This window comes from Cognatiluteimonas lumbrici (genome assembly GCF_006476065.1).
GTDB lineage: Bacteria > Pseudomonadota > Gammaproteobacteria > Xanthomonadales > Xanthomonadaceae > Cognatiluteimonas > Cognatiluteimonas lumbrici.
The window spans coordinates 1,971,938-1,995,807 of record NZ_ML636798.1 but is presented as its reverse complement, the minus strand read 5'-3'; the positions used below and the strand labels follow the sequence as shown (position 1 = coordinate 1,995,807).

General features: G+C 71.4%; 24 protein-coding genes and 1 riboswitch. Of the genes, 15 read left to right on the top strand and 9 right to left on the bottom strand.

Annotation, left to right across the window (positions count from 1 at the left end):
• The first annotated feature begins 69 nt into the window (after positions 1-69).
• The 11 genes from ccoN (at position 70) to E4F25_RS09610 (ending at position 9,913) form a co-directional block, all read left to right on the top strand.
• The gene (gene ccoN / locus E4F25_RS09660; RefSeq protein WP_246069901.1) at positions 70-1,434 is read left to right on the top strand and encodes a cytochrome-c oxidase, cbb3-type subunit I; all 1,365 of its coding nucleotides are present in this window, start codon (positions 70-72) and stop codon (positions 1,432-1,434) included.
• A 10-nt stretch (positions 1,435-1,444) separates the two neighbouring features.
• A complete protein-coding gene (gene ccoO / locus E4F25_RS09655) occupies positions 1,445-2,059 on the top strand; it encodes a cytochrome-c oxidase, cbb3-type subunit II (RefSeq protein ID WP_140909929.1) in 615 nt (204 codons plus the stop codon).
• An 18-nt stretch (positions 2,060-2,077) separates the two neighbouring features.
• The gene (locus E4F25_RS09650; RefSeq protein ID WP_407062813.1) at positions 2,078-2,212 is read left to right on the top strand and encodes a cbb3-type cytochrome oxidase subunit 3; all 135 of its coding nucleotides are present in this window, start codon (positions 2,078-2,080) and stop codon (positions 2,210-2,212) included.
• Complete coding sequence (ccoP, locus tag E4F25_RS09645) at positions 2,209-3,150, top strand: cytochrome-c oxidase, cbb3-type subunit III (protein WP_140909927.1); 942 nt, start codon at positions 2,209-2,211, stop codon at positions 3,148-3,150. The genes E4F25_RS09650 and ccoP overlap by 4 nt, the downstream gene beginning before the upstream one ends.
• Positions 3,151-3,154: 4 nt before the next feature.
• Positions 3,155-3,448: a hypothetical protein gene (locus E4F25_RS09640; protein ID WP_140909926.1), complete on the top strand. Its 294-nt coding sequence runs from the start codon at positions 3,155-3,157 to the stop codon at positions 3,446-3,448.
• 13 nt (positions 3,449-3,461) lie between these two features.
• Positions 3,462-5,009, top strand: a complete 1,548-nt coding sequence (locus tag E4F25_RS09635; RefSeq protein WP_220433207.1) for a 4Fe-4S dicluster domain-containing protein — start codon at positions 3,462-3,464, stop codon at positions 5,007-5,009.
• Between the two features lie 10 nt (positions 5,010-5,019).
• Positions 5,020-5,571: a FixH family protein gene (locus E4F25_RS09630; protein ID WP_140909925.1), complete on the top strand. Its 552-nt coding sequence runs from the start codon at positions 5,020-5,022 to the stop codon at positions 5,569-5,571.
• Positions 5,572-5,589: 18 nt separating this feature from the next.
• A complete protein-coding gene (locus E4F25_RS09625; protein ID WP_140909924.1) occupies positions 5,590-7,995 on the top strand; it encodes a heavy metal translocating P-type ATPase in 2,406 nt (801 codons plus the stop codon).
• Entirely contained in the window at positions 7,992-8,189 is a 198-nt protein-coding gene (ccoS, locus tag E4F25_RS09620) for a cbb3-type cytochrome oxidase assembly protein CcoS (protein ID WP_140909923.1), read from the top strand. The genes E4F25_RS09625 and ccoS overlap by 4 nt, the downstream gene beginning before the upstream one ends.
• A complete protein-coding gene (locus E4F25_RS09615; RefSeq protein WP_140909922.1) occupies positions 8,179-8,907 on the top strand; it encodes a sulfite exporter TauE/SafE family protein in 729 nt (242 codons plus the stop codon). The genes ccoS and E4F25_RS09615 overlap by 11 nt, the downstream gene beginning before the upstream one ends.
• Positions 8,908-8,971: 64 nt before the next feature.
• On the top strand, positions 8,972-9,913 hold the full coding sequence (locus tag E4F25_RS09610) for a DUF3667 domain-containing protein (protein ID WP_140909921.1): 942 nt from the start codon (positions 8,972-8,974) through the stop codon (positions 9,911-9,913).
• Between the two features lie 34 nt (positions 9,914-9,947).
• Here the strand turns inward: E4F25_RS09610 and E4F25_RS09605 are convergent, their stop codons facing one another.
• From E4F25_RS09605 to E4F25_RS09590, 4 genes are all read right to left on the bottom strand, one after another.
• A complete protein-coding gene (locus E4F25_RS09605) occupies positions 9,948-13,073 on the bottom strand; it encodes a multidrug efflux RND transporter permease subunit (RefSeq protein WP_140909920.1) in 3,126 nt (1,041 codons plus the stop codon).
• Between the two features lie 6 nt (positions 13,074-13,079).
• Complete coding sequence (locus tag E4F25_RS09600) at positions 13,080-14,267, bottom strand: efflux RND transporter periplasmic adaptor subunit (RefSeq protein WP_140909919.1); 1,188 nt, start codon at positions 14,265-14,267, stop codon at positions 13,080-13,082.
• 82 nt (positions 14,268-14,349) lie between these two features.
• The gene (gene bioD / locus E4F25_RS09595) at positions 14,350-15,018 is read right to left on the bottom strand and encodes a dethiobiotin synthase (protein ID WP_140909918.1); all 669 of its coding nucleotides are present in this window, start codon (positions 15,016-15,018) and stop codon (positions 14,350-14,352) included.
• Positions 15,015-15,722, bottom strand: coding sequence for a TMEM175 family protein (locus E4F25_RS09590; protein WP_220433206.1), 708 nt, complete (start codon positions 15,720-15,722; stop codon positions 15,015-15,017). Before E4F25_RS09590 ends, bioD begins: the two co-directional genes overlap by 4 nt.
• Before the next feature lie 73 nt (positions 15,723-15,795).
• On the opposite strand from E4F25_RS09590, the gene E4F25_RS09585 reads away from it, so the two are divergent.
• A complete protein-coding gene (locus tag E4F25_RS09585; protein ID WP_140909916.1) occupies positions 15,796-16,284 on the top strand; it encodes a GAF domain-containing protein in 489 nt (162 codons plus the stop codon).
• Positions 16,281-16,634 carry a TfoX/Sxy family protein gene (locus E4F25_RS09580; RefSeq protein ID WP_140909915.1) on the top strand — a complete coding sequence of 118 codons (354 nt, stop codon included), beginning with the start codon at positions 16,281-16,283 and terminating at the stop codon, positions 16,632-16,634. The genes E4F25_RS09585 and E4F25_RS09580 overlap by 4 nt, the downstream gene beginning before the upstream one ends.
• Before the next feature lie 3 nt (positions 16,635-16,637).
• Here E4F25_RS09580 and E4F25_RS09575 read toward each other — a convergent pair whose 3' ends face one another.
• From E4F25_RS09575 to E4F25_RS09560, 4 genes are read right to left on the bottom strand one after another with little or no spacing between them, the layout of a single operon-like run.
• Positions 16,638-17,861, bottom strand: coding sequence for an ABC transporter permease (locus tag E4F25_RS09575; RefSeq protein WP_140909914.1), 1,224 nt, complete (start codon positions 17,859-17,861; stop codon positions 16,638-16,640).
• Positions 17,858-18,553: an ABC transporter ATP-binding protein gene (locus E4F25_RS09570; RefSeq protein ID WP_140909913.1), complete on the bottom strand. Its 696-nt coding sequence runs from the start codon at positions 18,551-18,553 to the stop codon at positions 17,858-17,860. Before E4F25_RS09570 ends, E4F25_RS09575 begins: the two co-directional genes overlap by 4 nt.
• Positions 18,553-19,779, bottom strand: coding sequence for an efflux RND transporter periplasmic adaptor subunit (locus E4F25_RS09565; RefSeq protein ID WP_140909912.1), 1,227 nt, complete (start codon positions 19,777-19,779; stop codon positions 18,553-18,555). The genes E4F25_RS09570 and E4F25_RS09565 overlap by 1 nt, the downstream gene beginning before the upstream one ends.
• A 9-nt stretch (positions 19,780-19,788) precedes the next feature.
• Positions 19,789-20,472 (bottom strand): YIP1 family protein, encoded by a 684-nt coding sequence (locus E4F25_RS09560; protein ID WP_140909911.1) that lies wholly within the window; start codon positions 20,470-20,472, stop codon positions 19,789-19,791.
• Between the two features lie 112 nt (positions 20,473-20,584).
• A riboswitch (cobalamin riboswitch) is annotated at positions 20,585-20,814 on the top strand.
• A 127-nt stretch (positions 20,815-20,941) separates the two neighbouring features.
• Between E4F25_RS09560 and btuB the strand changes: the two genes are divergently transcribed.
• Together btuB and E4F25_RS09550 are read left to right on the top strand one after the other, a co-directional pair.
• Positions 20,942-22,807 carry a TonB-dependent vitamin B12 receptor gene (gene btuB, locus E4F25_RS09555; protein ID WP_140909910.1) on the top strand — a complete coding sequence of 622 codons (1,866 nt, stop codon included), beginning with the start codon at positions 20,942-20,944 and terminating at the stop codon, positions 22,805-22,807.
• A 93-nt stretch (positions 22,808-22,900) separates the two neighbouring features.
• Positions 22,901-23,422 carry a hemerythrin domain-containing protein gene (locus tag E4F25_RS09550; protein ID WP_140909909.1) on the top strand — a complete coding sequence of 174 codons (522 nt, stop codon included), beginning with the start codon at positions 22,901-22,903 and terminating at the stop codon, positions 23,420-23,422.
• Between the two features lie 146 nt (positions 23,423-23,568).
• Here the strand turns inward: E4F25_RS09550 and E4F25_RS09545 are convergent, their stop codons facing one another.
• The gene (locus E4F25_RS09545; RefSeq protein ID WP_140909908.1) at positions 23,569-23,754 is read right to left on the bottom strand and encodes a hypothetical protein; all 186 of its coding nucleotides are present in this window, start codon (positions 23,752-23,754) and stop codon (positions 23,569-23,571) included.
• Between the last annotated feature and the right edge of the window lie 116 nt (positions 23,755-23,870).

Sequence of the window (23,870 nt, the reverse complement as noted above, 5' to 3'; positions counted from 1 at the left end):
GCCGCCTACTACAACGACAAGGTGGTCCACCAGTTCGCGGTCGCGACCGTGTTCTGGGGCATCGTCGGCATGGCCGTTGGCGTGTTCATCGCCGCCCAGCTCTACTGGCCGGCGCTGAACTTCGACACCCCGTGGCTGACCTACAGCCGCCTGCGCCCGCTGCACACCAACGGCGTGATCTTCGCCTTCGGCGGCTCGGTGCTGTTCGCGACCTCGCTGTACGTGGTCCAGCGCACCTGCCACGTGCGCCTCATCAGCGACCGGCTGGCCAGCTTCGTGTTCTGGGGCTGGCAACTGGCGATGGTCGCCGCGGTGGTCACGTTGCCGCTGGGCATCACCCAGAGCAAGGAGTACGCCGAGCTCGAGTGGCCGATCGACCTCCTGATCGCGGTGGTCTGGGTCGCCTACGGCTGGCTGTTCTTCGGCACCATCGCCAAGCGCAGGGTCAAGCACATCTACGTCGCCAACTGGTTCTACGGCGCCTACGTGATCGCGGTCGGCCTGCTGCACGTGGTCAACAACATCGTGGTGCCGGCCAGCCTGTGGAAGTCGTACCCGGTGTACAGCGGCGCGGTCGACGCGATGGCGCAGTGGTGGTACGGCCACAACGCGGTGGCGTTCCTGCTGACCGTCGGCTACCTGGCGATGATGTACTACTTCGTGCCCAAGCAGGCGCAGCGGCCGATCTATTCCTACCGCCTGTCGATCGTGCACTTCTGGGCGCTGATCTCGATCTACATGTGGGCCGGCCCGCACCACCTGCACTACACCGCCCTGCCCGACTGGGCGCAGTCGCTGGGCATGGTGTTCTCGGTGATCCTGCTGGCGCCTTCCTGGGGCGGCGCGATGAACGGCATCCTCACGCTCTCGGGCGTGTGGCACAAGCTGCGCACCGACCCGATCCTGAAGTTCCTGATCGTGGCGATCAGCTTCTACATGATCGCGACCTTCGAGGGCCCGCTGCTCTCGATCAAGACGGTCAACTCGCTCAGCCACTACACCGACTGGACCGTGGGCCACGTGCACGCCGGCACCCTGGGCTGGGTGGCGATGATCTCGATCGGCTCGCTGTACGCCCTGTACCCGCGCCTGCTGGGGCTCAAGGGCATGCACTCGACCCGGCTGATCGACGTGCACTTCTGGCTGCACACCCTGGGCGTGGTGTTCTACATCGTCTCGATGTGGATCGCCGGCATCACCCAGGGCCTGATGTGGCGCGCCACCAACCCCGACGGCACGCTGACCTACAGCTTCGTCGAGTCGCTGGTCGCGACCTACCCCTACTACCTCGGCCGCTTCTTCGGGGGCGTGCTGATCCTGGCCGGCATGGGCCTGATGGGCTGGCACATGTGGCGCACCTGGCAGGCATCGCGCGAGGTCGCCGCCAACCCGGTGCTGCCGCCGCACGGCGACGAAGCCACCGCGACGGCCTGAGGACGCGAAGATGGGCATTGCACACGAGAAACTCGAGAAGAACGTCGGCCTGCTGGCCGTGCTGGTGGCGGTGGCGGTGTCGCTCGGCGGGCTCGCCGAGATCGTGCCGATGATGTTCCAGGCCGAAGCGATCGAGCCGCTGCCGGGGGTCGAGCCCTACCAGCCGCTGGAGCTGGCCGGCCGCGACGTCTACGTGCGCGAGGGCTGCTACGGCTGCCATTCGCAGATGGTGCGCACGCTGCGCTTCGAGACCGAGCGCTACGGCCACTATTCGCTGGCCGGCGAGTCGGTGTACGACCGCCCGTTCCAGTGGGGCTCCAAGCGCACCGGGCCCGACCTGGCGCGCGTCGGCGGCCGCTACTCGGACGACTGGCACCGCGTGCACCTGATCGACCCGCGCGCGGTGGTGCCGGAGTCCAACATGCCTGGCTTCCCGTGGCTCGCGGACGCGCCGCTGGACGGCCAGGAGATCGCCGCGCGCATGAAGGCGCTGCAGCGGATCGGCGACCCGTACACCGACGAGCAGATCGCAAAGGCGCCGGCCGAAGTCGCCGGCAAGACCGAACTCGACGCCGTGGTCGCCTACCTGCAGGGCCTCGGCAAGCACGCACCGCGCGGGAACTGACCTGGGTTTGCAAGCATGTTGTCCGGAATCGTCACACTGACCCTGATGTTGCTGTTCGTGGCCCTGTGGGCCTGGGCCTGGCAGCCGCGCAAGAAGCGCGACTTCGAGGAAGCCGCGCGCCTGGCGCTGGATGAAGAGGAGCCGCGGGCATGAGCACCGGCTGGTCGCTGTTCGTCGCCGTGCTGGCGGCCTTCAACATCCTCGGCTGCGTGTGGCTGCTGTGGTGGACCTCCAAGCGCCGCCCCGGCGACCCGAAGCCGGAGGACACCAGCCACTACTGGGACGGCGACATCACCGAGTACAACAAGCCGATGCCGCGCTGGTGGATCAACGGCTTCTACATCGCGATCGTGTTCGGCGTCGGCTACCTGCTGTGGTACGGCGGGCTCGGCACTTTCGAGGGCATGGGCCGCTGGAGCTCGCAGAACGAACACGCGCTGGCCAAGGCCGCCGCCGACGCGCGCCTAGAGGAAACCTTCTCCGCGTACCGCGGCCGGCCGCTGCCGGAGCTGGCCGCGAACCCGCACGCGCGCGACCTCGGCCGCTCGATCTTCGCCAACACCTGCGCCACCTGCCACGGCTCTTCGGCGCAGGGCGCGGTCGGCTACCCCAACCTGGCCGACGACATCTGGCACTGGGGCGGCGAGCCCGAGCGCGTGCTCGAGACCGTGCTGCACGGGCGCGAGGGCGTGATGCCGCCGTGGGGCGAGGTCCTCACCGGCATGGGCGGCCCGAACGCGGTGGACTACGTGACCGCCTACGTGCGCGCGCTCGGCAACCCGGAATCGCTGCGCAACAACTACCTGGCCGCGCAGGGCAAGCCGCTGTACGAGGGCGTCTGCGTCGCCTGCCACGGCGTCGACGGCAAGGGCAATGCCGCGCTCGGCGCGCCCGACCTGACCGACGACTACTGGCTGTACGGCGGCAGCACCCAGGCGATCCGCGAGAGCATCGCGCACGGCCGCAAGGGCTCGATGCCGGCGCATGGCGACCTGCTGGGCGAGACCCGCGCCCGCCTGGTCGCCGCCTACGTGTGGTCGCTGTCCAATCCCCAGGGAGGCGATGCCGCGGTACGCGCGGGATCGGACTGAACCGATGACGCTGCCCGAGCCACAGTTCGACCATCCGCCCCGCCCGCTGGTGCAGCGGGTCGGGGCGATCGTGTGGCCCAGCTTCTTCGCCGCCGGGGTGGCGACGATGGTGTTCTTCGCCTTCGTCGACCCGCTGGAGCTGCGCGACATGACCTTCCCCGGGATCGCCATCGGCCGCGGCGTCGGCTACACGATCGGCTTTTTCACCTTCTGGCTGGCGACCGCGTCGTCCAGCCTGTTCACGTGGATCCTGCTGCGGCCGTCGAGCCGCTTCAACGGGCCAGGGTCCAGGCGATAGGCAGAGCAGTTCCTTGGGCAAGACGATAGACATCGACGTGCTGGACTCCGGCGGCGACTCGCTGTACGTGAGCGAGCGCAAGGTCTACCCGCGCGACGTCTCCGGGCGCTTCGACCGCCTGCGCAAGGCCGCGGTGTTCTGGCTGCTGGGCATGTACTACGTGTTCCCGTGGCTGCAGTGGGACGGTCGCCAGGCGGTGCTGTTCGACCTGCCCGCGCGCAAGTTCCACGTCTGGGGCCTGACCTTCTGGCCGCAGGACTTCAGCCTGCTCGCGGTGCTGCTGGTGATCCTCGCGCTGACCCTGTTCTTCGTCACCGCGCTGGCCGGGCGCCTGTGGTGCGGCTACGCCTGCCCGCAGACCGTGTGGACCGAAGTGTTCCTGTGGATGGAGCGCTGGACCGAGGGCGACCGCCAGAAGCGGATGAAGCTGGACGCCGGTCCCTGGACCCGCGAGAAGCTGCTGCGCAAGGGCGCCAAGCACGCCCTGTGGATCGCGTTCTCGCTGTGGACGGGCTTCACCTTCGTCGGCTTCTTCACCCCGATCACCGATCTCGGCGCGCGCGTCTGGCCGTTCGAGTGGAACGGCTGGGAGACCTTCTGGGTGCTGTTCTACGGCGGCGCCACGCTCGGCAATGCCGGCTTCCTGCGCGAGCAGGTGTGCAAGTACATGTGCCCGTACGCGCGCTTCCAGAGCGCGATGTTCGACCGCGACACCCTGGTCATCGCCTACGATCCGATGCGCGGCGAGCCGCGCGGCCCGCGCAAGCGCGGCCTGAAGTCGGTGCTCGAGCGCGCGCGCGGGCTGCTCGACGTGCAGGCCGCCTACGACTACGTGTTCCGGGCCACCCAGCATCCGAGCGCGGCGGCGGCGCGGCTGCAGGCCGCGGGCACCATCACCCTGGCCGACCTCGGGGTGCAGGCCGAACCGCTGCCGAAGTTCCAGCCGGACGAGCTGGGCGACTGCATCGACTGCACCATGTGCGTGCAGGTCTGCCCGGTCGGCATCGACATCCGCAACGGCCTGCAATACGAGTGCATCGCCTGCGGCGCCTGCATCGACGCCTGCGACGACGTCATGGACAAGCTCGGCTATCCGCGCGGGCTGATCCGCTACACCACCCAGAACGCGATCGACGGCAAGCCTACCCGCGTCCTGCGCCCGCGCATCGCCATCTACGCGGTGCTGCTGGTGGCGCTGGTCGGCGGCTGGGCCTGGAGCATCGGCCACCGCAGCCCGCTGATCGCCGAGGTGCTGCGCGACCGCAACGCCCTGTACCGCCTGGACGGCGACCGGGTGGACAACGGCTACACGCTGAAGCTGGCAAACAAGGAGAACCAGGGTCGCCGCTACCGGGTGACGCTGGAGCCTTCCGCCGCCGGCCTCGCGCTCGAGGACGCCCCGGTGGTGGTCGAAGTCGCCGCCGGCGAGGTGCGCTCGCTGCCACTGGAGGTGAGCGGACCGGGCGACGTGCGCGGCAGGCACGCGGTGCGCTTCGTGGTCGAGGCCGAGGACGGCGACGCCCGCGAGCAGGTGGACAGCAACTTCTTCGGGCCGATGTGAGGCAGCCACGATGAACGACCAGCACGAACAGGCGACGCAATCGAGCTCCCCGTGGCGGCAGCCGGTGGTCTGGCTGGTGGTCGCGCTGGTCGCGGCCGCGGTGGTCGGCGGCCTGGTGATGGTGCGCGTCGCTGGCAGCGACGGCCCGATGGACGCCGTCCCCGACGACGTCCGCCGCACCGGCCAGGTGCAGCAGGCCGAGCTCGGCCCGGACGCGCGCGCGGCGGCGCTGACGCTGAGCGCGGTGCTGCGGGTGGACGCCAAGCGCGACATGGTCGAGGTGATCCCGGTGACCGGCAGCTTCGATCGCGACGCGACGCTGACGCTGTCGCTGCACCATCCGTTGCGCGCGGCCCAGGACCGCAGCGTGCAGCTCGTCCCGGGCGAGCACGGCTGGCAGGCGGAAACGCTGCCGGACGCCGGCCACGACTGGAACCTGCAGCTGACCCCCGCCGATGGTGCCTGGCGCCTGCGCGGCCGCCTGCCGCGCGGCCAGCGGGCCGCGCACCTCGCCCCGGCCGTCGACGCATCGCCCGATGCATCGGCAGGTCCGGCGCCGTGACGACGCGGCGGTGATGCGATGGACGCCGCACTGAACGCCACCGGGCTCGCGGGCACGCGCGCGGCCACTGGCTGCCACCACTGCGGCGAAGCGCTGCCGGACGCACCGGCCCGGGTGCGCATCGACGGCGCCCTGCAGGACTTCTGCTGCGACGGCTGCGCCGCGGCCGCGCAATGGATCCGCGACGCGCGCCTGGACGACTACTACCGCCTGCGCACCGAGCCCGGCATGCGCGTGCGCGCGGACGCCGCCGACTTCGGCGTGTGGGACCGCGAGGAACTGCTGGCCGGGCACGCCCGCGACATCGAGGGCGGGCGCGAGATCACGGTACTCAGCGACGGCATGCGCTGCGCCGCCTGCGCCTGGCTGATCGACCGCGCGCTGGTGCGCGAGGACGGCGTGCTCGACGCCGGCGCCAACGCCGTCACCGGCCGCATCCGGATCGCCTGGGACCCGGCGCGCACTCCGCTGTCGCGGGTGCTGGCGCGGCTGGCCTCGCTCGGCTACCGGCCGTACCTGGCCACCGGCGAAGCACGCGAGCGCGAGCGCCGGCGCGAGCGCAACCGCGCGCTGCTGCGCATCGGCCTGGCCGGGCTCGGCGCGATGCAGGCGATGATGTTCGCCGAGGCGCTTTACCTGGATTTCCGCGGCGAGATGTCGCTGCCCACGCGCGACTTCTTCCGCTGGATCACCTTCCTGGTGTCCACCCCGGTGGTGTTCTGGGCCGGCTGGCCGTTCATCGCCGGCGCCTGGCGCGAGATCCGCCAGCGCGTGCTGGGCATGGACACGCTGGTCGCCGGCGCCACGCTGCTGGCCTACTTCGCCAGCGTCTGGGGCACGGTGGTCGGCGCGGAGCACGTCTGGTACGACGCCGCGGTGATGTTCGTGTTCCTGCTGCTGGTGGCGCGGCAACTGGAGCAGCGCGCGCGCCGCATCGCCAGTGCGCAGGTGGACGCGCTGGCGCGTGCGCGGCCCGCATTCGCGACCCGCGAACTCGCCGACGGCAGCCGCGAGTCGGTGCCGCTGGCGGAACTGGCGGTCGGCGACATCGCCTGCGTCGCGGTCGGCGAACCGGTCCCCGCCGACGGCGTGCTGCTCGACGACAGCGCGCGCTTCGAGGAAGCCCTGCTGACCGGCGAGGCGCACCCGGTCGCCAAGCGCGCCGGCGACCCGGTGCTGGCCGGCACCGCCTGTCGCGAGCAGCCGGCGCGCCTGCGCGTCACCCGGGTCGGCGCCGACACCCGGCTGGCGCAACTCGCGCACCTGGTCGAGCAGGCGCAGGCGCACCGACCGGCGCTTGCGCTCGGGACCCGGCGCATCGCGAGCTGGTTCGTGGTCGGCGTGCTGCTGGCGGCGGGCGCGGTCTACGCGTTCTGGCGCATCCACGATCCCGCGCGCGCATTCGAGGTCACGCTCGCGCTGCTGGTGGTGAGCTGCCCCTGCGCGCTGTCGCTGGCGGTGCCGGCGACGCTCGCCGCCGCGCACGGCGCGCTGGCGAAGCTGGGCGTGCTCGCGGTGCGCCCGGATGGCCTCGACACGCTGGCGCGCGCCACCGACGTGGTCTTCGACAAGACCGGCACGCTGGGCGACGGCCGTCCGCGGCTCGCCGCGGTCGGCCAGTGCAGCGGCATCGACGAAGCGGAAGCGCTGCGCATCGCCGCGGCGCTCGAGCGCGACAGCGGGCATCCGCTGGCCGCGGCGTTCACCGGGGTCGCCGACGCACCGGCGGCCAGCGCGCTGCGCAACGTCCCGGGCCAGGGCATCGAGGGCGTGGTCGACGGCCGCCGATGGCGCCTGGGCCAGGCCGGTTTCGCCACCGGCGGCGAGGACGACGGCGGCATCTGGCTGGCGGACGAAAGCGGCATGCATGCGCGCTTCGAGGTGGCCGAGGGCGAGCGCGCCGATGCGCGCGCCGCGGTGGACGCGCTGCATGCGCAGGGCCTTGCGCTGCACCTGTCCAGCGGCGACGGCGCCGCGGCGGTCCGGCGCTTCGCCGAACGCATGGACATCGACACCGTGCACGCGCGCCAGTCGCCCGAGGACAAGCTCGCCTACGTGCGCGCGCTGCAGCAGCGCGGACGGGTGGTGGCGATGGTCGGCGACGGCCTCAACGACGCGCCGGTGCTGGCCGGGGCCGACGTCTCGCTCGCGATCGGCGAGGGCGCGGCGCTGGCGCAGCGCGCGGCCGACCTAGTGCTCTCCGGCGCGTCGCTGCTGCGGCTGCCGCAGGCGATCGCGGTGGCGCGCCGCAGCCGCCGCGTCCTGCGCCAGAACCTGGCCTGGGCGCTGGGCTACAACATCCTCGCGCTGCCGCTGGCGGCGGCCGGGCTGGTGACGCCGTGGCTGGCGGCGCTGGGCATGGCGCTGTCGTCGCTGCTGGTCACCGGCAACGCGCTGCGGCTCACCCGGGTGCGCGCGCCATGACCATCCTGCTGCTGCTGATCCCGCTCAGCCTGCTGCTCATCGGCGTGGCGGTGTGGATCTTCGTCTGGGCGGTGCGCCGCGGCCAGTTCGAGGACCTCGACACCCCGGCGATCGACATCCTGCGCGACGACGAGCACGAAGCGCCGCGGCGCGACGTGGCCCAGCCCGAAAGCCGCGACCGCGATGCCGATTGACTGGCTGACCATCGGCGCGGCGCTGCTCGCCGGCCTGCTCGGCGGCGCGCACTGCGCGGCCATGTGCGGCGGCATCGCCACCGGCTTCTCGGCGCTGTCGAAGCGCAGCGGCTGGTGGGTGGCGCTGCAACCCAACCTGGGGCGCGTGCTCGGCTACGTCGCCGCCGGCGCCATCGTCGGGGGCATCGGCCACGGACTGCTCGACCTCGCGCGGGTGGAATGGCTGGCGCTGGCGCTGCGCGCCGCGGTCGGCGTGGTGCTGGTGGTGGCCGCGCTGCGCCTGCTCGGCATCGCCCGCGCGCTGGGCTTCAAGGCCACGCCCGGCGCACGCCTGTGGACGTGGCTGCGGCCGCTGCAACGGCGCGTGCTGCTGGCCGCGGACGGCCCCGGCAAGCGCATTGCACTGGGCATGCTGTGGGGCTGGATGCCGTGCGGGCTCAGCACCACGCTGCTTGCGGCGGCCTGGTTCCAGGCCGACGCGCGCAACGGTGCGCTGACCATGGCCGCCTTCGGCCTGGGCACCCTGCCGCTGATGGTGCCGCTGACCTGGTCGGGCGCGCGCCTCGGGCAGCGCCTGCAACGCGGCGGCTGGCGCATCGCCGCCGGGCTGCTGGTGCTGGGCGCCGGGCTGCTGGTGATCGCGGCGCCGTGGCTGATGCAGCACCCGGCCCTCCACGGCATCCTCGCCGCGCTCGGCTGCGTCCCGCCCCGCGCCTGAGCTTCGCCCCCGCACCGATTTGTGCTGCAATCGGTCGCACCGGGGATCGGAAGGGGATCGGCCGATGCAGCCGAGCGTCGCCTGCGCCAACTGCGGCGCGCCGATGGAAGGCGAGTACTGCGGCAGCTGCGGCCAGCGGCGCTTCCGCCCCGAGGACCGTCGCCTCGCGGCGCTGCTGCGGGACGGCTTCGACGCGCTCACCGACCTCGACGGACGCCTGTGGCGCAGCCTGCGCGCGCTGATGCTGCAACCCGGGCGGATCGCGCGCGACTGGTCCGATGGCCGGCGCGCATACTGGATCTCGCCGATCCGCCTGTTCCTGCTCGCCAACCTGCTGTACTTCCTGGCGCCGGTCGTATCCGACCTCGACCTGCCGTTGCACAACCAGGTGCGCGGCGAAGCCTATCGGCAGCTGGTGCCGGAGTGGTGCGCGGAACCAGGCAACGCGCCGGTGTGCGCCTGGCCCGGCCAGTTCCACAGCCGCCTGACCGAACCGGCCTTCCTGCATGCACTTGCCATCGAGCGCAGCGCCGCCGCGGCGCGCGGCGAGCGGTTCGACGGGGCCGGGTTCGAGCAACGCTACAACGCGCAGTCGGCCGCGATCGGCAAGCTGCTGGTCATCGTCCACGTGCCCTTCGTGGCGCTGATGCTGTGGCTGGCCACCCGGCTGAAACCACCGCGCCGCTACTACGCGGAACACTTCGTGGTCGCGCTGGGCCTGGTCAGCTTCATCCTGGTGCTGATGCCGTTGGTCAAGCCGCTGCTGTGGCTGGCCATGCTCGCCCATCGCGGGCTCGGCCTGCCCGGTGGCTACATCGGCGCGCTCTTCGGCTACGCCTCGCTCGCGGTCGTCCTCGTCCACTTCGCGCTCGCCTGCCGCCGCTGCTACGGCGGCGGCCCGGCCCGGGCCGCCACCCTGGGCCTGCTCGCATTCCTCGCGCTCGGCCTGGCCAGCCTGTTCGTCTACCGGCCGCTGCAGTTCCTGTTGGCGCTGTGGACGATGTAGCCGTGTAGGAGCGGCGCTTGCGCCGCTCCTACAGTCAGGTCCTGGGCGCCTCGTCCATCCTGTCGCCCAGCAGCCGGCGCACGACCACGTAGAACACCGGGATCAGCAGCAGCCCGAGGAAGGTGGCGAACAGCATGCCGCCGATCACGCCGGTGCCGATCGCGTGGCGGGCGTTGGCGCCGGCGCCGCTGGACAGCGCCAGCGGGGTCACGCCCATGATGAACGCGAACGAGGTCATCAGGATCGGGCGGAAGCGCAGCTTCGCCGCTTCCACGACGCCCTGGCGCAGCGGCTTGCCGGCGGCGCGTTCCTGGATCGCGAACTCGATGATCAGGATCGCGTTCTTGGCCGCCAGGCCGATCACCGTGATCAGGCCGATCTTGAAGAAGATGTCGTTCGGCAGTCCGCGCAGCATCGAGAACACCACCGCGCCGAGCACGCCCAGCGGCACCACCAGCAGCACCGAGACCGGCACCGACCAGCTCTCGTAGAGCGCGGCCAGACAGAGGAACACGACCAGGATCGACAGCGCCATCAGCAGCGGCGCCTGGCTGCCGGACAGGATTTCCTGGTAGGACTGCCCGGTCCAGTCGTAGCCGATGCCCTCGGGGAGCTGCTCCTCGACGATCGTCTCCATCGCCTGCATCGCCTCGCCGGAGCTGTGGCCCGGCGCCTGGTTGCCGACGATCTCGACCGCGGCATAGCCGTTGTAGCGGGTCAGCGACGGCGCGGCGACCTCCCAGCGGGTATCCACCACGTTCGACAGCGGCACCATCACCGGCGTGCCGCCCTCGGTCGCGCCGCGCGGGCTCGGGGTGTAGAACTTCGACAGCGACTCGGCGCTGTCGCGGAAGCCGGCATCGGCGCGCATGGTGACGCGCTTGACGCGGCCGCCGTCGGTGAAGTCGTTGACGTACACCGGCGCCAGCATCAACTGGATCGCGCTGTAGATGTCGCCCACCGAAAGCCCCATCGCCTGCGCCTGCACCCGGTCCACCTCGAGCCGCAGCTGCGGCGCCGGCGGCAGCGTGTTCGGGCGCACCGCGGTGACCGCCTCGTTCTGCGCGGCGGCGCCGAGCAGCTGGCCCATGGCCTGGTCCAGGGTGTCGCGACCCTTGCCGGCACGATCCTGCAGGAACATGTCGAAGCCGCCGAACGCGCCGAGGCCGTTCACCGTGGGCAGGTTGATTACGAAGATCTGCGCGTCGCGGATGCCGTACAGGGCCATGTTGGCGTTCTGGATGAACTCCTGCGCGCTGATGTCGCGGTCGTCCCAGTGCTGGAGCTTGATGAACGCCATGCCGACGTTCTCGCCCTGGCCGACGAAGCTGAAGCCGGCCACGCCCATCATGCTCTCGAACCCCGGCTGCTGCTCCAGCGTGGCCTGCACGTCCTGGAACACGGTCTTGGTGCGCTCGAGCGAGGCGCCGGGCGGCAGCTGCACGATCGCCAGCGCGTAGCCCTGGTCCTCTTCCGGCAGGAAGCTGCCCGGCATCCGCGTCAGCAGGAAGCCGCACAGCAACGCCAGCAGCGCGAACACCGCCATCCAGCGCGGCGCATGGCTGATGGCCGAACCGATGTGGCGCACGTAGGTGTTGCTGACCCGGCCGTAGATCCGGTTGAAGCCGCGGAAGACGACGTTCTCGCGATGGTGGTCCGGGGTGTGCTTGAGCAGGGTCGCGCACAGCGCCGGGGTGAAGCCCAGCGCCAGGAACGCGGAGAAAGCCATCGCCAGCGCGATCGTGATCGCGAACTGCTTGTAGATCTCGCCGGCCGAGCCGCCCTGGAACGCGCTGGGCACGAACACCGCGGCCAGCACCACGGTGATCGCGACCACCGCGCCGCTGATCTGGCCCATCGCCTTGACCGTGGCGTCCTTCGGCGACAGCCCCTCCTCGGTCATGATGCGCTCGACGTTCTCGATCACCACGATCGCGTCGTCCACCACGATGCCGATCGCCAGCACCACGCCGAACAGGGTGAGCTGGTTGACGGTGAAGCCGAAGGCGTAGAGGCCGAGGAAGGTGCCCAGCAACGCCACCGGGATCACCAGCGTCGGGATCAGGGTCGCGCGGAAGTTCTGCAGGAACAGCAGGATCACCAGGAACACCAGCACGAAGGCCTCGGCCAGCGTCTTCAGCACCTCGACGATCGAGATCTCGACGAAGTCGGAGCTGTCGAACGGCGAGAACCACTCGACGCCCTCGGGGAAGGTCTGCGCCAGCTGGTCCATGCGCTCGCGCACCGCCTCGGCCACGCCCAGAGCGTTCGCGCCCGGGGCCAGCTGCACGGCGAAGCCGGACGCCGGCTGCCCGTTCCAGCGCAGGTCGAAGCCGTACGCAGACGCGCCCTTCTCCACCCGCGCGACGTCGCCCAGGCGCACCACCGCGCCCGACGGGTCGGCGCGCAGGATGATGTTCGCGAACTCTTCGGCGGTGCTGAAACGGCCTTCCGCGGTGACCGTGGCGGTGAAGGCGGTGCCCTCGGACGAGGGCTCGGAGCCGATGCTGCCGGCCGCGAACTGCACATTCTGGCCGCGCACCGCCTGCAGCACGTCGCTCGCCGACAGGCCGTAGCCGCGCAGCTTCTCCGGGTTGAGCCAGATGTTCATGGCGTACTCGCCGCCGAACAGCTGGGTGCTGCCGACGCCGGGCACGCGCGCGATCTGGTCGAGCACGTTGGAGGCGAGCAGGTCGGACAGCGCGTTCTTGTCGAACGCCGGGTTGTTCGAACGCAGCGCGACCACCATCAGGAAGCCGGAGTTGGCCTTGGCCACCACCACGCCCTGCTGCACGACTTCCGACGGCAGCCGCGGGGTCGCCAGCGCGACCTTGTTCTGCACCTGCACCTGGGCGATGTCGGGGTCCGTGCCCGGCGCGAAGGTGAGGGTGATGCCGGCGCCGCCCGAGGCGCTGGACGAGGAGCTGAAGTACACCAGGTTGTCGATGCCGGTGAGCTGCTGCTCGATGACCTGGGTCACCGCCTTCTCGGTGGTCTCCGCGCTGGCGCCGGGGTAGGCCGCGCTGACCACCACCTGTGGCGGCGCGATGTCCGGGTACGACTCCACGCCCATGTCGCTGATGGCGAGGATGCCGCCGAGGGTGATCAGGATCGCGATCACCCACGCGAACACGGGGTGGTTGATGAAGAAACGTGACATGGCGGGTCAGCCCTCCGTGGTCGCGGGCTGCTGTCCCTGTGCCGGCTGCTCCGGCCGTGCTGGTTGCTGCGCGCCGTCGGCGGCCACCGGGGCGGCCTTGGCGGGCTGCCCGGGAACCGCGCGCTGCAGGCCGGACACGATCACCTGGTCGCCGGCGGCGATCCCTTCGCGGACCACCCAGTCGCTGCCCTGGGCGCGCTCGATGACGATGTCCTTGCGCGCGACGTTGCCGTCGGCGCCGACCACCAGCACGTAGGCGCCCTGGGGGTCGCGCTGCACCGCCGCCTGCGGCACCAGGAACGCGCCGCGCTCCTCGCCGAGCACCGCCTTGACGCTGACGAAGGTACCCGGCAGCAGCACGCCGTCCGGGTTGGCCACGCGCGCGCGCAGCTGGACCGCGCCGGTGGCCGGGTCGACCACGTCGCCCGAGAAGTCGAGCGTCGCGTAGTGGCTGTACGGCTGTCCGCCGGGGAGGATCAGCTGCACCCGGCGCTCGCCGTCGCCGGAGGCGGCCTGGCGGACCTGCTGCAGTTCCTCGACCGGCATCGAGAAGTTCACGTACATGGGATCGATCTGCTCGACCGTGGTCAGCAGCGTGGCTTCGCCCTGCCCGACCAGCGCACCCTCGGTGACCTGCTGCTTGCCGGCGCGGCCGCTGATCGGCGCGCGCACGGTGGCGTAGCCGAGGTTGATCTCGGCGGCCTGCAGCGCGGCCCGCGCCGCCTGCACCGCCGCGGCGCTGCTGCGCTCGGCGGCGAGCGCGTTGTCGTAGTCGGACTGCGAGATGAACTTGCCGTCGATGAGGCCGCGCGCGCGGTCGGCGAAGGCCGCGGCGTTGGCCGCCGTGGCCTGGGCCTGGGCCAGCGAGGCGCGGGCCTGGGACACGGCCGCGCTCAGCTGCGCCGGATCGATCTGGAACAGCGGCTGGCCCTTGCGGACGTCGCTGCCCTCGTCGTACAGGCGGCGCTGGAGCACGCCCGGGACGCGCGCGCGGACGTCCGCGCTGCGGAACGAGGACAGCCGGCCGACCAGTTCCTTGCCCACCGGGACGTCCTGCGGCTGCATGACGACCACGCCCACTTCCGGAGGCGGCATGCCGCCACCCGGCGCGCCGGCCGGAGCTGCTTCATCCTTGGAACAGCCGGCCGCGAACAGCGCGGTCGACAACGCGAGCACAACCAGGGAACGGTGCATGCAGACCTCGGGGGAGGGATTCCTGAACTGTGCAGTCTACCATTCCCCGGCGGCGCCAACCGTGCCGGAAGTCGTGTGGATTTCAGCCGGGAAGCGTGAGCAGCCCCGAGAACGCCGCGGGGTCCGGGGCGGCCTGCCATGGCAGCCAGCCCAGGCAGGGCGCCGGCAGCCGCGCCGCCAGCAGGGCGCGGTTCTCCTCCACCCGTTGCATCCCCGGATCCACCCCGGTGCCGATCCAGCCGGCGAGTTGGCAGCCGTCGGCCTCGATCGCGCGCGCGCTCAGGTAGGCGTGGTTGAGGCAGCCCAGGCGCAGGCCCACCACCAGCACCACCGGAAGCCCCAGCGCGCGCACCAGGTCGGCCTGCATCAGGTCGCCGGCCAGTGGCGCCATCCAGCCGCCCACGCCCTCCACCACCACCGCGTCGGCCCGGGCCGCCAGCCGGGCGTGCGCTTCGAGCATCGGCGCCAGCGCCACCGCCACGCCGGCCTCGCGCGCGGCGATCTCGGGCGCCAGCGGCGCCGGCAGCGCGAACGGATTGACGTCGGCGTAGGCCGGGCGCGGGTCGCTGGCCGCCTGCAGCGCGAGCGCGTCCTCGTTGCGCAGGCCATCGGGCGTGGCCTCGCAGCCGCTGGCCAGCGGCTTCATCCCGACCGCGCGCAAGCCGCGCGCGCGCAGCGCGTGCAGCAACGCACAGCTGGCGAGCGTCTTGCCGATGCCGGTGTCGGTCCCGGTGACGAAAAGGCCCTTCATGGCGCGGGCAACGCGGCAGCGGCGCGCCGCTCGGCCAGCGACACCGCCAGCCCGGTGAACCCCATCAGCCCGTACGCGAAGCCGGAGAACGGCGACAGCGCCGCCAGTCCCGCCAGCGAGACGATCGCGATCCAGGCCATGGCCAGCACCCCCGTCGCGGGGATCATCCAGTGCGCCGCGATCATCCCGCGCAACGCGATCCGCTCGTCGCGCGTCAGCTCGAGCGCGTCGCGCAGCCGCCAGGCGTGCCGGTACAGCGCCACCACCACCAGCCCGAGCGTGGTCCAGGCGACCGCGTAGGCCAGGAACAGCGTGCGCAGTTCCGCCGGGGTGCGCACCTGCAGCGAGGACGGGATCCAGCCGCGGGTGACGAACTCGAAGAAGCTGCTGAAGATGATCCGCAGCGGGTACACGTAGACCAGCACCAGGAACACCAGCACCAGGCTGAGCAGGACGCTGCGGCAGTCGTCGAGCCCGTAGTGGCGGCTCCACGAGGCGTGCGCCCACCAGAACATCGCCAGCAGCGCGAAGCTGGCCGCGAACGCGGGCACGCCCTTCAGCGCGTCCACCAGCGCCGGCACGCTGTCGGGGATGGCGTCGAAGGAAATCACCAGCAAGGTCACCGCGAACGCGAACGCCGCGTCCACGAACGCCTCGATGCGCGTCACCTCGCGGCCGCGGTGGTGGCCGCGCGTTGCGGGCACTGGCGCCTGGTTCCCCATGCGCGAAGCTTAGTCCTCCGGGCGGCCGCGTGCAGCGGGGGGGTACACTGGCTGCATGAGCTTCCATGCCATTCCGCTGACCGGCGACAAGCCGGAGCAGTACCGCCAGCTGCTGGCGCAGGCGCGGGCGCTGCTGCACGGCGAGCGCGACCGCATCGCCAACGCCGCCAACCTCTCCGCGCTGCTGTGGCACGCGCTGCCCGACCTCAACTGGTGCGGCTTCTACCTGTTCGACGGGCGCGAGCTGGTGGTCGGCCCGTTCCAGGGCCTGCCCGCCTGCGTGCGCATCGCGCTGGACAAGGGCGTGTGCGGCGCGGCCGCGAGCAGCCGCAGCACCCAGGTGGTCGAGGACGTGAACGCGTTCCCGGGCCACATCGCCTGCGATTCCGCCTCCCGATCCGAGTGCGTGGTGCCGCTGGTCGCCGCCGACGGCAGCCTGCTGGGCGTGCTCGACCTCGACAGCCCGCGCACCGGGCGCTTCGACGCCGACGACGCGCGCGGCCTGGAAGCGATCGCCGCCGCCTGGGTGGAGTCGCTCCAATGAGCGCGCGCAAGCTGCGCAACATCGGGCCGAAGTCCGCGGCGTGGCTGCGCCAGGTCGGCCTGCGCACGCACGAGGACCTGGCCGCGGCCGGCCCGGTCGAGGCCTACATGCGCGTGCGCCGCGCCGGCTTCAAGCCGGGGCTCAACCTGCTGTACGCGATCGAGGGCGCGCTCGAGGACTGCCACTGGCAGGAGGTGCCCGAAGCGCGCCGGGCGGAGCTGGTGGCCGCCGCGGAAGCCGCGATCGCGGAACTGCCGCCGCCGCGCGGCAAGCCGGCCGCCGCGCCGGTGACGACCATCCACCACGGCGCGGGCCCGGGCGAAGCCGACGGGCGGGACGACGACGAATAGCCGTCACTCGTAGCGCAGCGCCTCGATCGGATCCATCGCCGCCGCCTTCGAGGCCGGCATGATCCCGAACACCACGCCGATCAGCGCCGAGAAGCCCGCGGCGCCGAGCATCGCCAGCACCGGCACCCGCGCCGGCGGGAAGCCCGGGATCATCGCCGCGATGCCGGCGCCGATGGCGTAGCCGAGCGCGATGCCGATGACGCCGCCCAGCAGCGCGAGCAACGCCGCCTCGAGCAGGAACTGCGCGAGGATGTCGTTGCGGGTCGCGCCCAGCGCCTTGACGATGCCGATCTCGCGGGTGCGCTCGGTGACCGACACCAGCATGATGTTCATGATGCCGATGCCGCCGACCAGCAGCGAGATGCCGACGATGCCGCCGACCACGGCGGTGATCGTCGAGGTGACCTGCTCGAACTGCTTGAGGAACGAATCCGAGGCCTCGATCTTGAAGTCGTCGTCCTCGCCGGGCTTGAGCTTGCGCGAGGCGCGCACCGCGCGCCGCGCGCGCTCGCGCACCGCCTCGGCCTGGTCGAGGCTGGCCACCGTGAAGCTGGCGGCGATGATCGGCTTGTTGCCCTGGCCCATCATCGCGCGCCCGACCGAGAACGGGATCATCGCGTAGTTGTCCTGGCTCATGCCGAAGATCTCGCCCTGCTTCTCCATCAGGCCGATGACCTTGAACCAGTCGCCGCCGAGCTGGAAGAACTCGCCGACCGGGTTCTCCGGCATCTTCAGGTCCTCGCGCAGCTTGTCGCCGATCACGGCCACGCGCGAGCGGCTGCGGTCGTCGGCCGCCACCAGGAAGCGTCCGAAGCGGGTGTCCGCGGCGCGCACCAGCTGGTATTCGGCGGTGGTCGCCTGCACCTGCGGATTGCTGCTGCGCCCCTTGTAGCTGGCGCCCGCGGCCTGCACCACCATCATCGGCGCCACCTCGTCGATGCCCGGCACCCGGTAGCGGAGCGCGTCGACGTCCTCGAAGGTGATGTAGTTGAGGCTGCCGGTCCGGAAGTTCTCGTTGTCGTTCACCGCCTGCAGCGTCATGGTGTTGCCGCCCAGGTCGGAGAACTGGTCGGTGATCGACGCCGACATCCCCTGCACCAGCGAGATCACCGCGATCACGGACGCGGTGCCGATCAGGATCCCCAGGGTGGTGAGGAAGCTGCGCATGCGGTGCGCCATCAGGCTGGCGAACGCCGCCTTGAACGCTTCGGCGAGGATGCCCCTCATGCGGCCTCACCCCGCGGCGGGTTGGGGGTGTCGGACACCACCAGGCCATCGCCGATGCGCACCGTGCGGCGGCAATGCGCGGCGATGTCCGGCTCGTGGGTCACCACCAGCACCGTCTGCCCCTGCGCGTGCAGTTCGTCGAACAGCGCCATGATCTCGGCCGAAGTGCGCGAGTCGAGGTTGCCGGTGGGTTCGTCGGCCAGCAGCAGCGACGGCTCGCCGACCAGCGCGCGCGCGACCGCGACGCGCTGGCGCTGGCCGCCCGACAGTTCGTTCGGCCGGTGGCCCTGGCGGTTGCCCAGGCCCACCTTCTCCAGCGCCTCGGTAGCGCGCCGCCGGCGCTCGGCCGCCGGGGTGCCGCGATAGACCAGCGGCTGCATCACGTTCTGCAGCACCGTCAGCCGCGGCAGCAGGTGGAAGCTCTGGAACACGAAGCCGATCTCGCGGTTGCGCACGTGCGCCAGCTCGACCTCGCCGAGCTTCGCGGTGTCGCGCCCGTTGAGCAGGTAGCTGCCGCTGCTGGGCGTGTCCAGGCAGCCGATGATGTTCATCAGCGTGGACTTGCCCGAGCCAGAGGGTCCCACCAGGGCGACGTACTCGTTGCGGCCGATGTCGAGGTCGACGCCGGCGAGCGCCAGCACCTCCTCGTCGCCCATGCGGTAGCGCCTGGTGATGTTGCGCAGCGCGATCATCACTCCGCGTCCGCGCCGGCCCCGTCGTCTTCGCCGCCGTCGCCGCCTTCCCCTTCGCCGGCGCCATCCTTGCGCTGCTCGACGCGGTCGCCGTCCTGCAGCTGGCGCAGCACGCGCGCGGGGCCGCGGACGATGGTGTCGCCGGCCTGCAACGGTTCGCCGACCGACTGCCAGGCGTCGTCGGCGATGCCGACCTGCACCTCGACCTTGCTGGCGCTGCCGTCCTCGACCTTCCACGCGTAGTGGGTGGGCTGCCGGTCCTCGTCGAACTCGGTGACGATCGCCTCGACCGGCACCGCCGGCAGTTGCGCGCCGTCGCCCAGCGCGATCTCGGCGCGCACGCTCATGCCCGAGCGCAGGTCGATCCCGTCCGGCACCTCCAGCGCCACCGTCACCTCGTAGGCGCGGCCCTGGCCCTCGACCGTCGGCGCCAGCGCGATCTGCTCGACCCGGCCCTGCAGCGCGTCGTCGGGGTAGGCAGCGGCGTAGACGTCGGCGGCCTGCCCGACCGCCACCCGCGCGATGTCGGCCTCGTCCACCTTGAGCTCGGCCTGGATCCGCGAGGTGTCGGCGATCTTCGCCAGCTGCGCGCCCACGAACGACGACGTGGAAGGCACCGCGGTCTCGCCGACCTTGATCGGCAGCGACACGATGCGGCCGGTGATCGGCGAGCGGATGGTGGTCTTGGACAACTGCTCGCGCGCGTCCTCGAGCGCCGACTGCGCGCGGCGGAAGTCCTCCTGGCTGGTGCGCAGGTCCAGCTGCGCCACCTGCAGCTGGTTGCGGGCCTCGTCGAAGCTGCCCTGGTCGATCATGCGTTCCCTGACCAGCGCCTCGGCGCGGTCGAACTGGCGCTGGCGCAACGCCAGCGTCGCCCGCTGCCGGTCGATCACCAGCCTGCCCTGGCGCACCCCGGCCTCGGCGCGATCCACCGCGTTGCGGTAGATCTCCGGATCCAGGCTAAGCAGCACCTGGCCCTCGCGCACCATGTCGCCTTCCTTGATGGCGATGGAGGCGACGCGGCCGGTGATCTCGGACGTCAGGTTCACCTCGTTGCGGTACGCCAGCGTGCCGGGCGCGAGGATGGTCGGATCGATGGCGCGCGCCTCCACCGTCACCAGCTCGACCTGCTTCGCCGAATCGCCGCGGCAGCCGCGCACCAGCAGCGGCAGCGCGACCACGGCCACCACCAGGATGGCCGCCAGCCATTTCCTCTCGAACTTCATCGGCCGCCCTTACCTGGCGAGCGCGAACAGCGCCATGCCGCCGTAGATCACCACGCTCGGCAGCAGCGCGACCACCGCCGACTGCAGCCAGCCTGCGCGGGCGAAGATCCGCCAGCCCAGCGCCAGCAGGAACCACGACCACAGGTTGAGCAGGCTGAAGGCGCGGGCGAGGCCGCGCCAGGGGCTGTCGGCCGGCAGCTGCACCAGCAGCGGGTCGACGTTGGTCAGCATCAGCGATTCGAGCCCCGTGTTCGGCTGCATCGTCGCCACGCCCACCAGCGCCACCACGATGCCCAGCAGCGCCGGCATGTTCGACCAGCACACCAGGCTCATGCCGCGCTTGAAGCCCACCCCGGCGCCGGTGACCTTGCCGGCGAGCATCAGGTAGAGGGCGTACAGGCAAGAGACCACCACGATCACCACCGCCGAGCTGATGGCGCCGATCCAGGCCATCGCCTGGGTGCCCGGCATCACCGAGCGGGCCTGCTCGAGCTCGGCCGCGCTCATCTCGCGTCCGGCCTCCAGCAGCATGTGCTGCATGTACCAGTCCGGATCCACCGCCATGAAGTACCAGAGCGGCAGGATGGCCGAGGCCAGGGCCAGCAGCGCCAGTGGCAGCGCGAAGCGCGGCTGTTCGCGCAGCTCCTCGAACGCCTTGCCCGGCTGCAGGAAGATGTCTACCAGCTGTGTCATGTGTGTTCCCCCTCGTGGCACGTCCCCATGTTGCGCGCAAGCTACAGGCCGTCCCGGGCAGCGTCAAAGGCCAAAAGGCATGCCGCTACCACGCGTGGCGGGCCCGTGCGCTACAATCACGGCGCTTCGCGGTGACCCGGCGGCGGCCTGCCGACGGGTTGAAACGGGAAGCCGGTGACGCCGCGCAAGCGGTCATTCCGGCACTGCCCCCGCAACGGTAAGCGAGACAAGGGACGGCAACACGCCGCTCAAGGCAGCCACTGTGCAAGGCACGGGAAGGCGCCGTCCCGGGGAACCATCCCGCTCGCGAGTCCGGAGACCGGCCACGGAGCAGACTGGTTGCGGCGCGGAGGGCGTCGCGGCGGCGGCGTCGCCGGACTCCCTCCACGCGACCCCTTCGCAGCCTGCCTTCCGCGTGCAACTCCCGACCACCCTTGGCGTGCGGGCGTGCACGCCGGAGACCATGCACATGCAATTGCGGAAGACGATCCTCGCGGCCTCGCTGGCCGTTTCCCTCGCCCTGCCCGCGGCCGCCGCGGCGCAGACCACCGACCTCGACAACGTCCTGGTCACCGCCACCCGCACCGCGACCACCGCAGACGCCTCGCTCGCAGCGGTCGAAGTGATCGACCGCGACCAGATCGAGCGCAGCCAGGCGCGCTCGCTGCAGGACCTGCTGCGCGGCCGCGCCGGCATCGACCTCTCCAACCAGGGTGGCATCGGCAAGGTCTCGACCCTGTTCCTGCGCGGGACCGAATCCGACCACACCCTGTTCCTCGTCGATGGCGTGCGCGTCGGCTCCGCCACCTCCGGGCTGACCGCACTGCAGGACCTGCCGCTGGAGCTCATCGAGCGCATCGAGATCGTCCGCGGGCCGCGCTCGGGCCTGTACGGCAGCGAGGCGCTCGGCGGCGTCATCCAGGTGTTCACCCGCGGCGCGCGCAAGGGCGTGCACACCCGCTTCCACGCCGGCGCCGGCAGCCACCGCCTGCGCGAACTGGGCGCCGGCCTCGACATCGGCGGCGAGCATGCGTGGTTCGGGGTGGACGCCAGCCACCAGTCCAGCGACGGCATCGACGCCTGCCGCGGCATCGCCACGCCGGTGTTCGCCGGTTGCGGCATGGACCAGCCCGATCCCGACCGCGACGGTTACGAGAACCACGCACTCTCGCTGCGCGCCGGCTTCGACGGCGGCAATGGCTGGAGCGGCAACGCGCGCCTGCTGCGCAGCGAGGGCCTCAACGAGTACGACGCCGACCCGGCGTGGGGGCTGCCCGACCGCTCGCGCACGCTGCAGCAGGTCACCGGCGTGCAGCTGCGCCGCGACGACGGCGGCAGGCTCGCGTTGCGCCTGTCCGCGGGACGCCACGTGGACCGCTCCGACAACGACCTCGCCGGCACCGCGACCGACGGCTTCCGGACCCGCCGCGACAGCGCCGGCCTGCAGGCGGACCTCACCCTGGCGAAGTCGCAATTGCTCACCCTCGGCGCCGACTGGTCGCGCGACAGCGGCGGCGTGGAAGGCCCCTTCGCGTCCTTCGACGAGCGCCGCGGCAACCGCGCCGGGTTCGCGCAGTACCAGGGCAGCTTCGGCCGCCACGACGTGCAGCTCGCCGCCCGCCACGACGACAACGACCAGTTCGGTGGCCACGACACCGGCAGCCTCGCCTGGGGCATGGACCTCGGCGACGGCCTGCGCCTGAGCGCCAGCCACGGCACCGCGTTCAAGGCGCCGACCTTCAACGAGCTGTACTACCCGTTCTACGGCAACCCGGCGCTGCGCCCGGAGACCTCGCGCAGCAGCGAGCTCGGCATCGCGCAACGCCGGGATGGCTGGCACTGGCAGGCGAACGCCTACCGGACCGTCGTCGACGACCTGATCGTGTACGACCCGCAGCGGTTCCAGGCCAACAACATCGAGCATGGCGAGATCCGCGGGCTCGAACTCGGCGGCGGCACCACGCTGGCCGGCTGGGAGCTGGCACTGCAGGCGACGCTGCTGGATGCGCGCAACCGCAGCGCGGCGCTCGACGGCAAGCAGCTGCCGCGGCGCGCGCGGCGCAGCGCGCGGCTGGACGTGGACCGCGAGCTCGGCCGCTGGCGCCTGGGCGCGACCCTGCTGGCCAGGGGCGAAGCCTTCGACGACGCCGGCAACGTGCTGCGCATGGCCGGGTACGCGACGCTGGACCTGCGCGCGGAGACCGCGCTCGGCAGGGGCTGGACCCTGCAGGCCGCGCTGCGCAACGCGCTCGACCGCGATTACGAGACCGTCGCCTACTACGGACAGCCGGGCCGCGAGTATGGGTTGACCCTGCGCTACGCACCGGCGCCCTGAACCGGGAGCGGTCCACGCGCCCACGGTTCACGGCATTTCCACCGCGCGCGGCACAGGCTTGGGGCTCCCCACGACACGTACAGGAGTTCCACCATGCCGCGCGACATCCTCAAGACCCTGAAGGACGAACACGACCAGCTGCGTGCCCTCTTCAAGGAGATGGAGTCCACCACCGACCGCGGCGTCAAGACCCGCAACGAACTGCTGCGCAAGATCGACGAGAACCTGCTGCCGCACGCGAAGTGGGAGGAGAGCGTGTTCTACCCGCGCTTCGCCGAACGCGCCAACCGCGACGGCCTCAAGACCCACGCCGAGGCCATCCAGGAGCACCGCGCGGTCGAGCAGACGGTGATGCCGGACGTTCACGCGGCCGACTTCGACACCCCGATGTTCGCCGGGCGCGCCAAGGTCTTCGGCGAGCAGATCGACCACCACGCCAAGGAAGAAGAGAAGACGATGTTCAAGATGGCGCGCGAGCTGTTCACCGCCGAGGAGCGCGCACAGATGGACGAGGAGTACCAAGCCTGGAAGCAGTCGCCCGAAGCCGCCACCGTGATCGCCGCCGCGGCCGCCAAGACCGGGGCCAAGGCGGTCCTGACCAAGCTCAAGCAGTAGCGAAGCGCAGGAGCGGCGAACCGCCGCGGCCGGCACGACGGGGACACCGGTCCGCGACGGCCGTCGCTCCTGCTAGGCGAAGCCTGGAAAATCCTGGAAAAAGAGCGGGCCGGAGGGTGACCTCCGGCCCGTTCCGTTACCGCACGTCAGCGGTTCTGGCCCTGGTCCCGGCGCTGGGACTGCTGGTTGCTGCCCTGGCTGGACTGCTGGTTGCTGCCCTGGCTGCCCTGGCTGCTGCCCTGCCGGCCCTGGCCTTCCTTGCGCATGTTGTCCTGGCCCTGCTGGGCATGCTTGCCCTGCTGGTTGTCCTGTCGATTCTGGTTGTTCGCCATCTCGCTTCTCCTTTGTCGTGAACCGGCGTGGGGGAGGTGTGCCGGCGACTACGAGACTGCGCGATCGGCGGTAGTGCCAACGTGAGCCCGAAGCTAAACAGGCGTTAGGCGGAGGC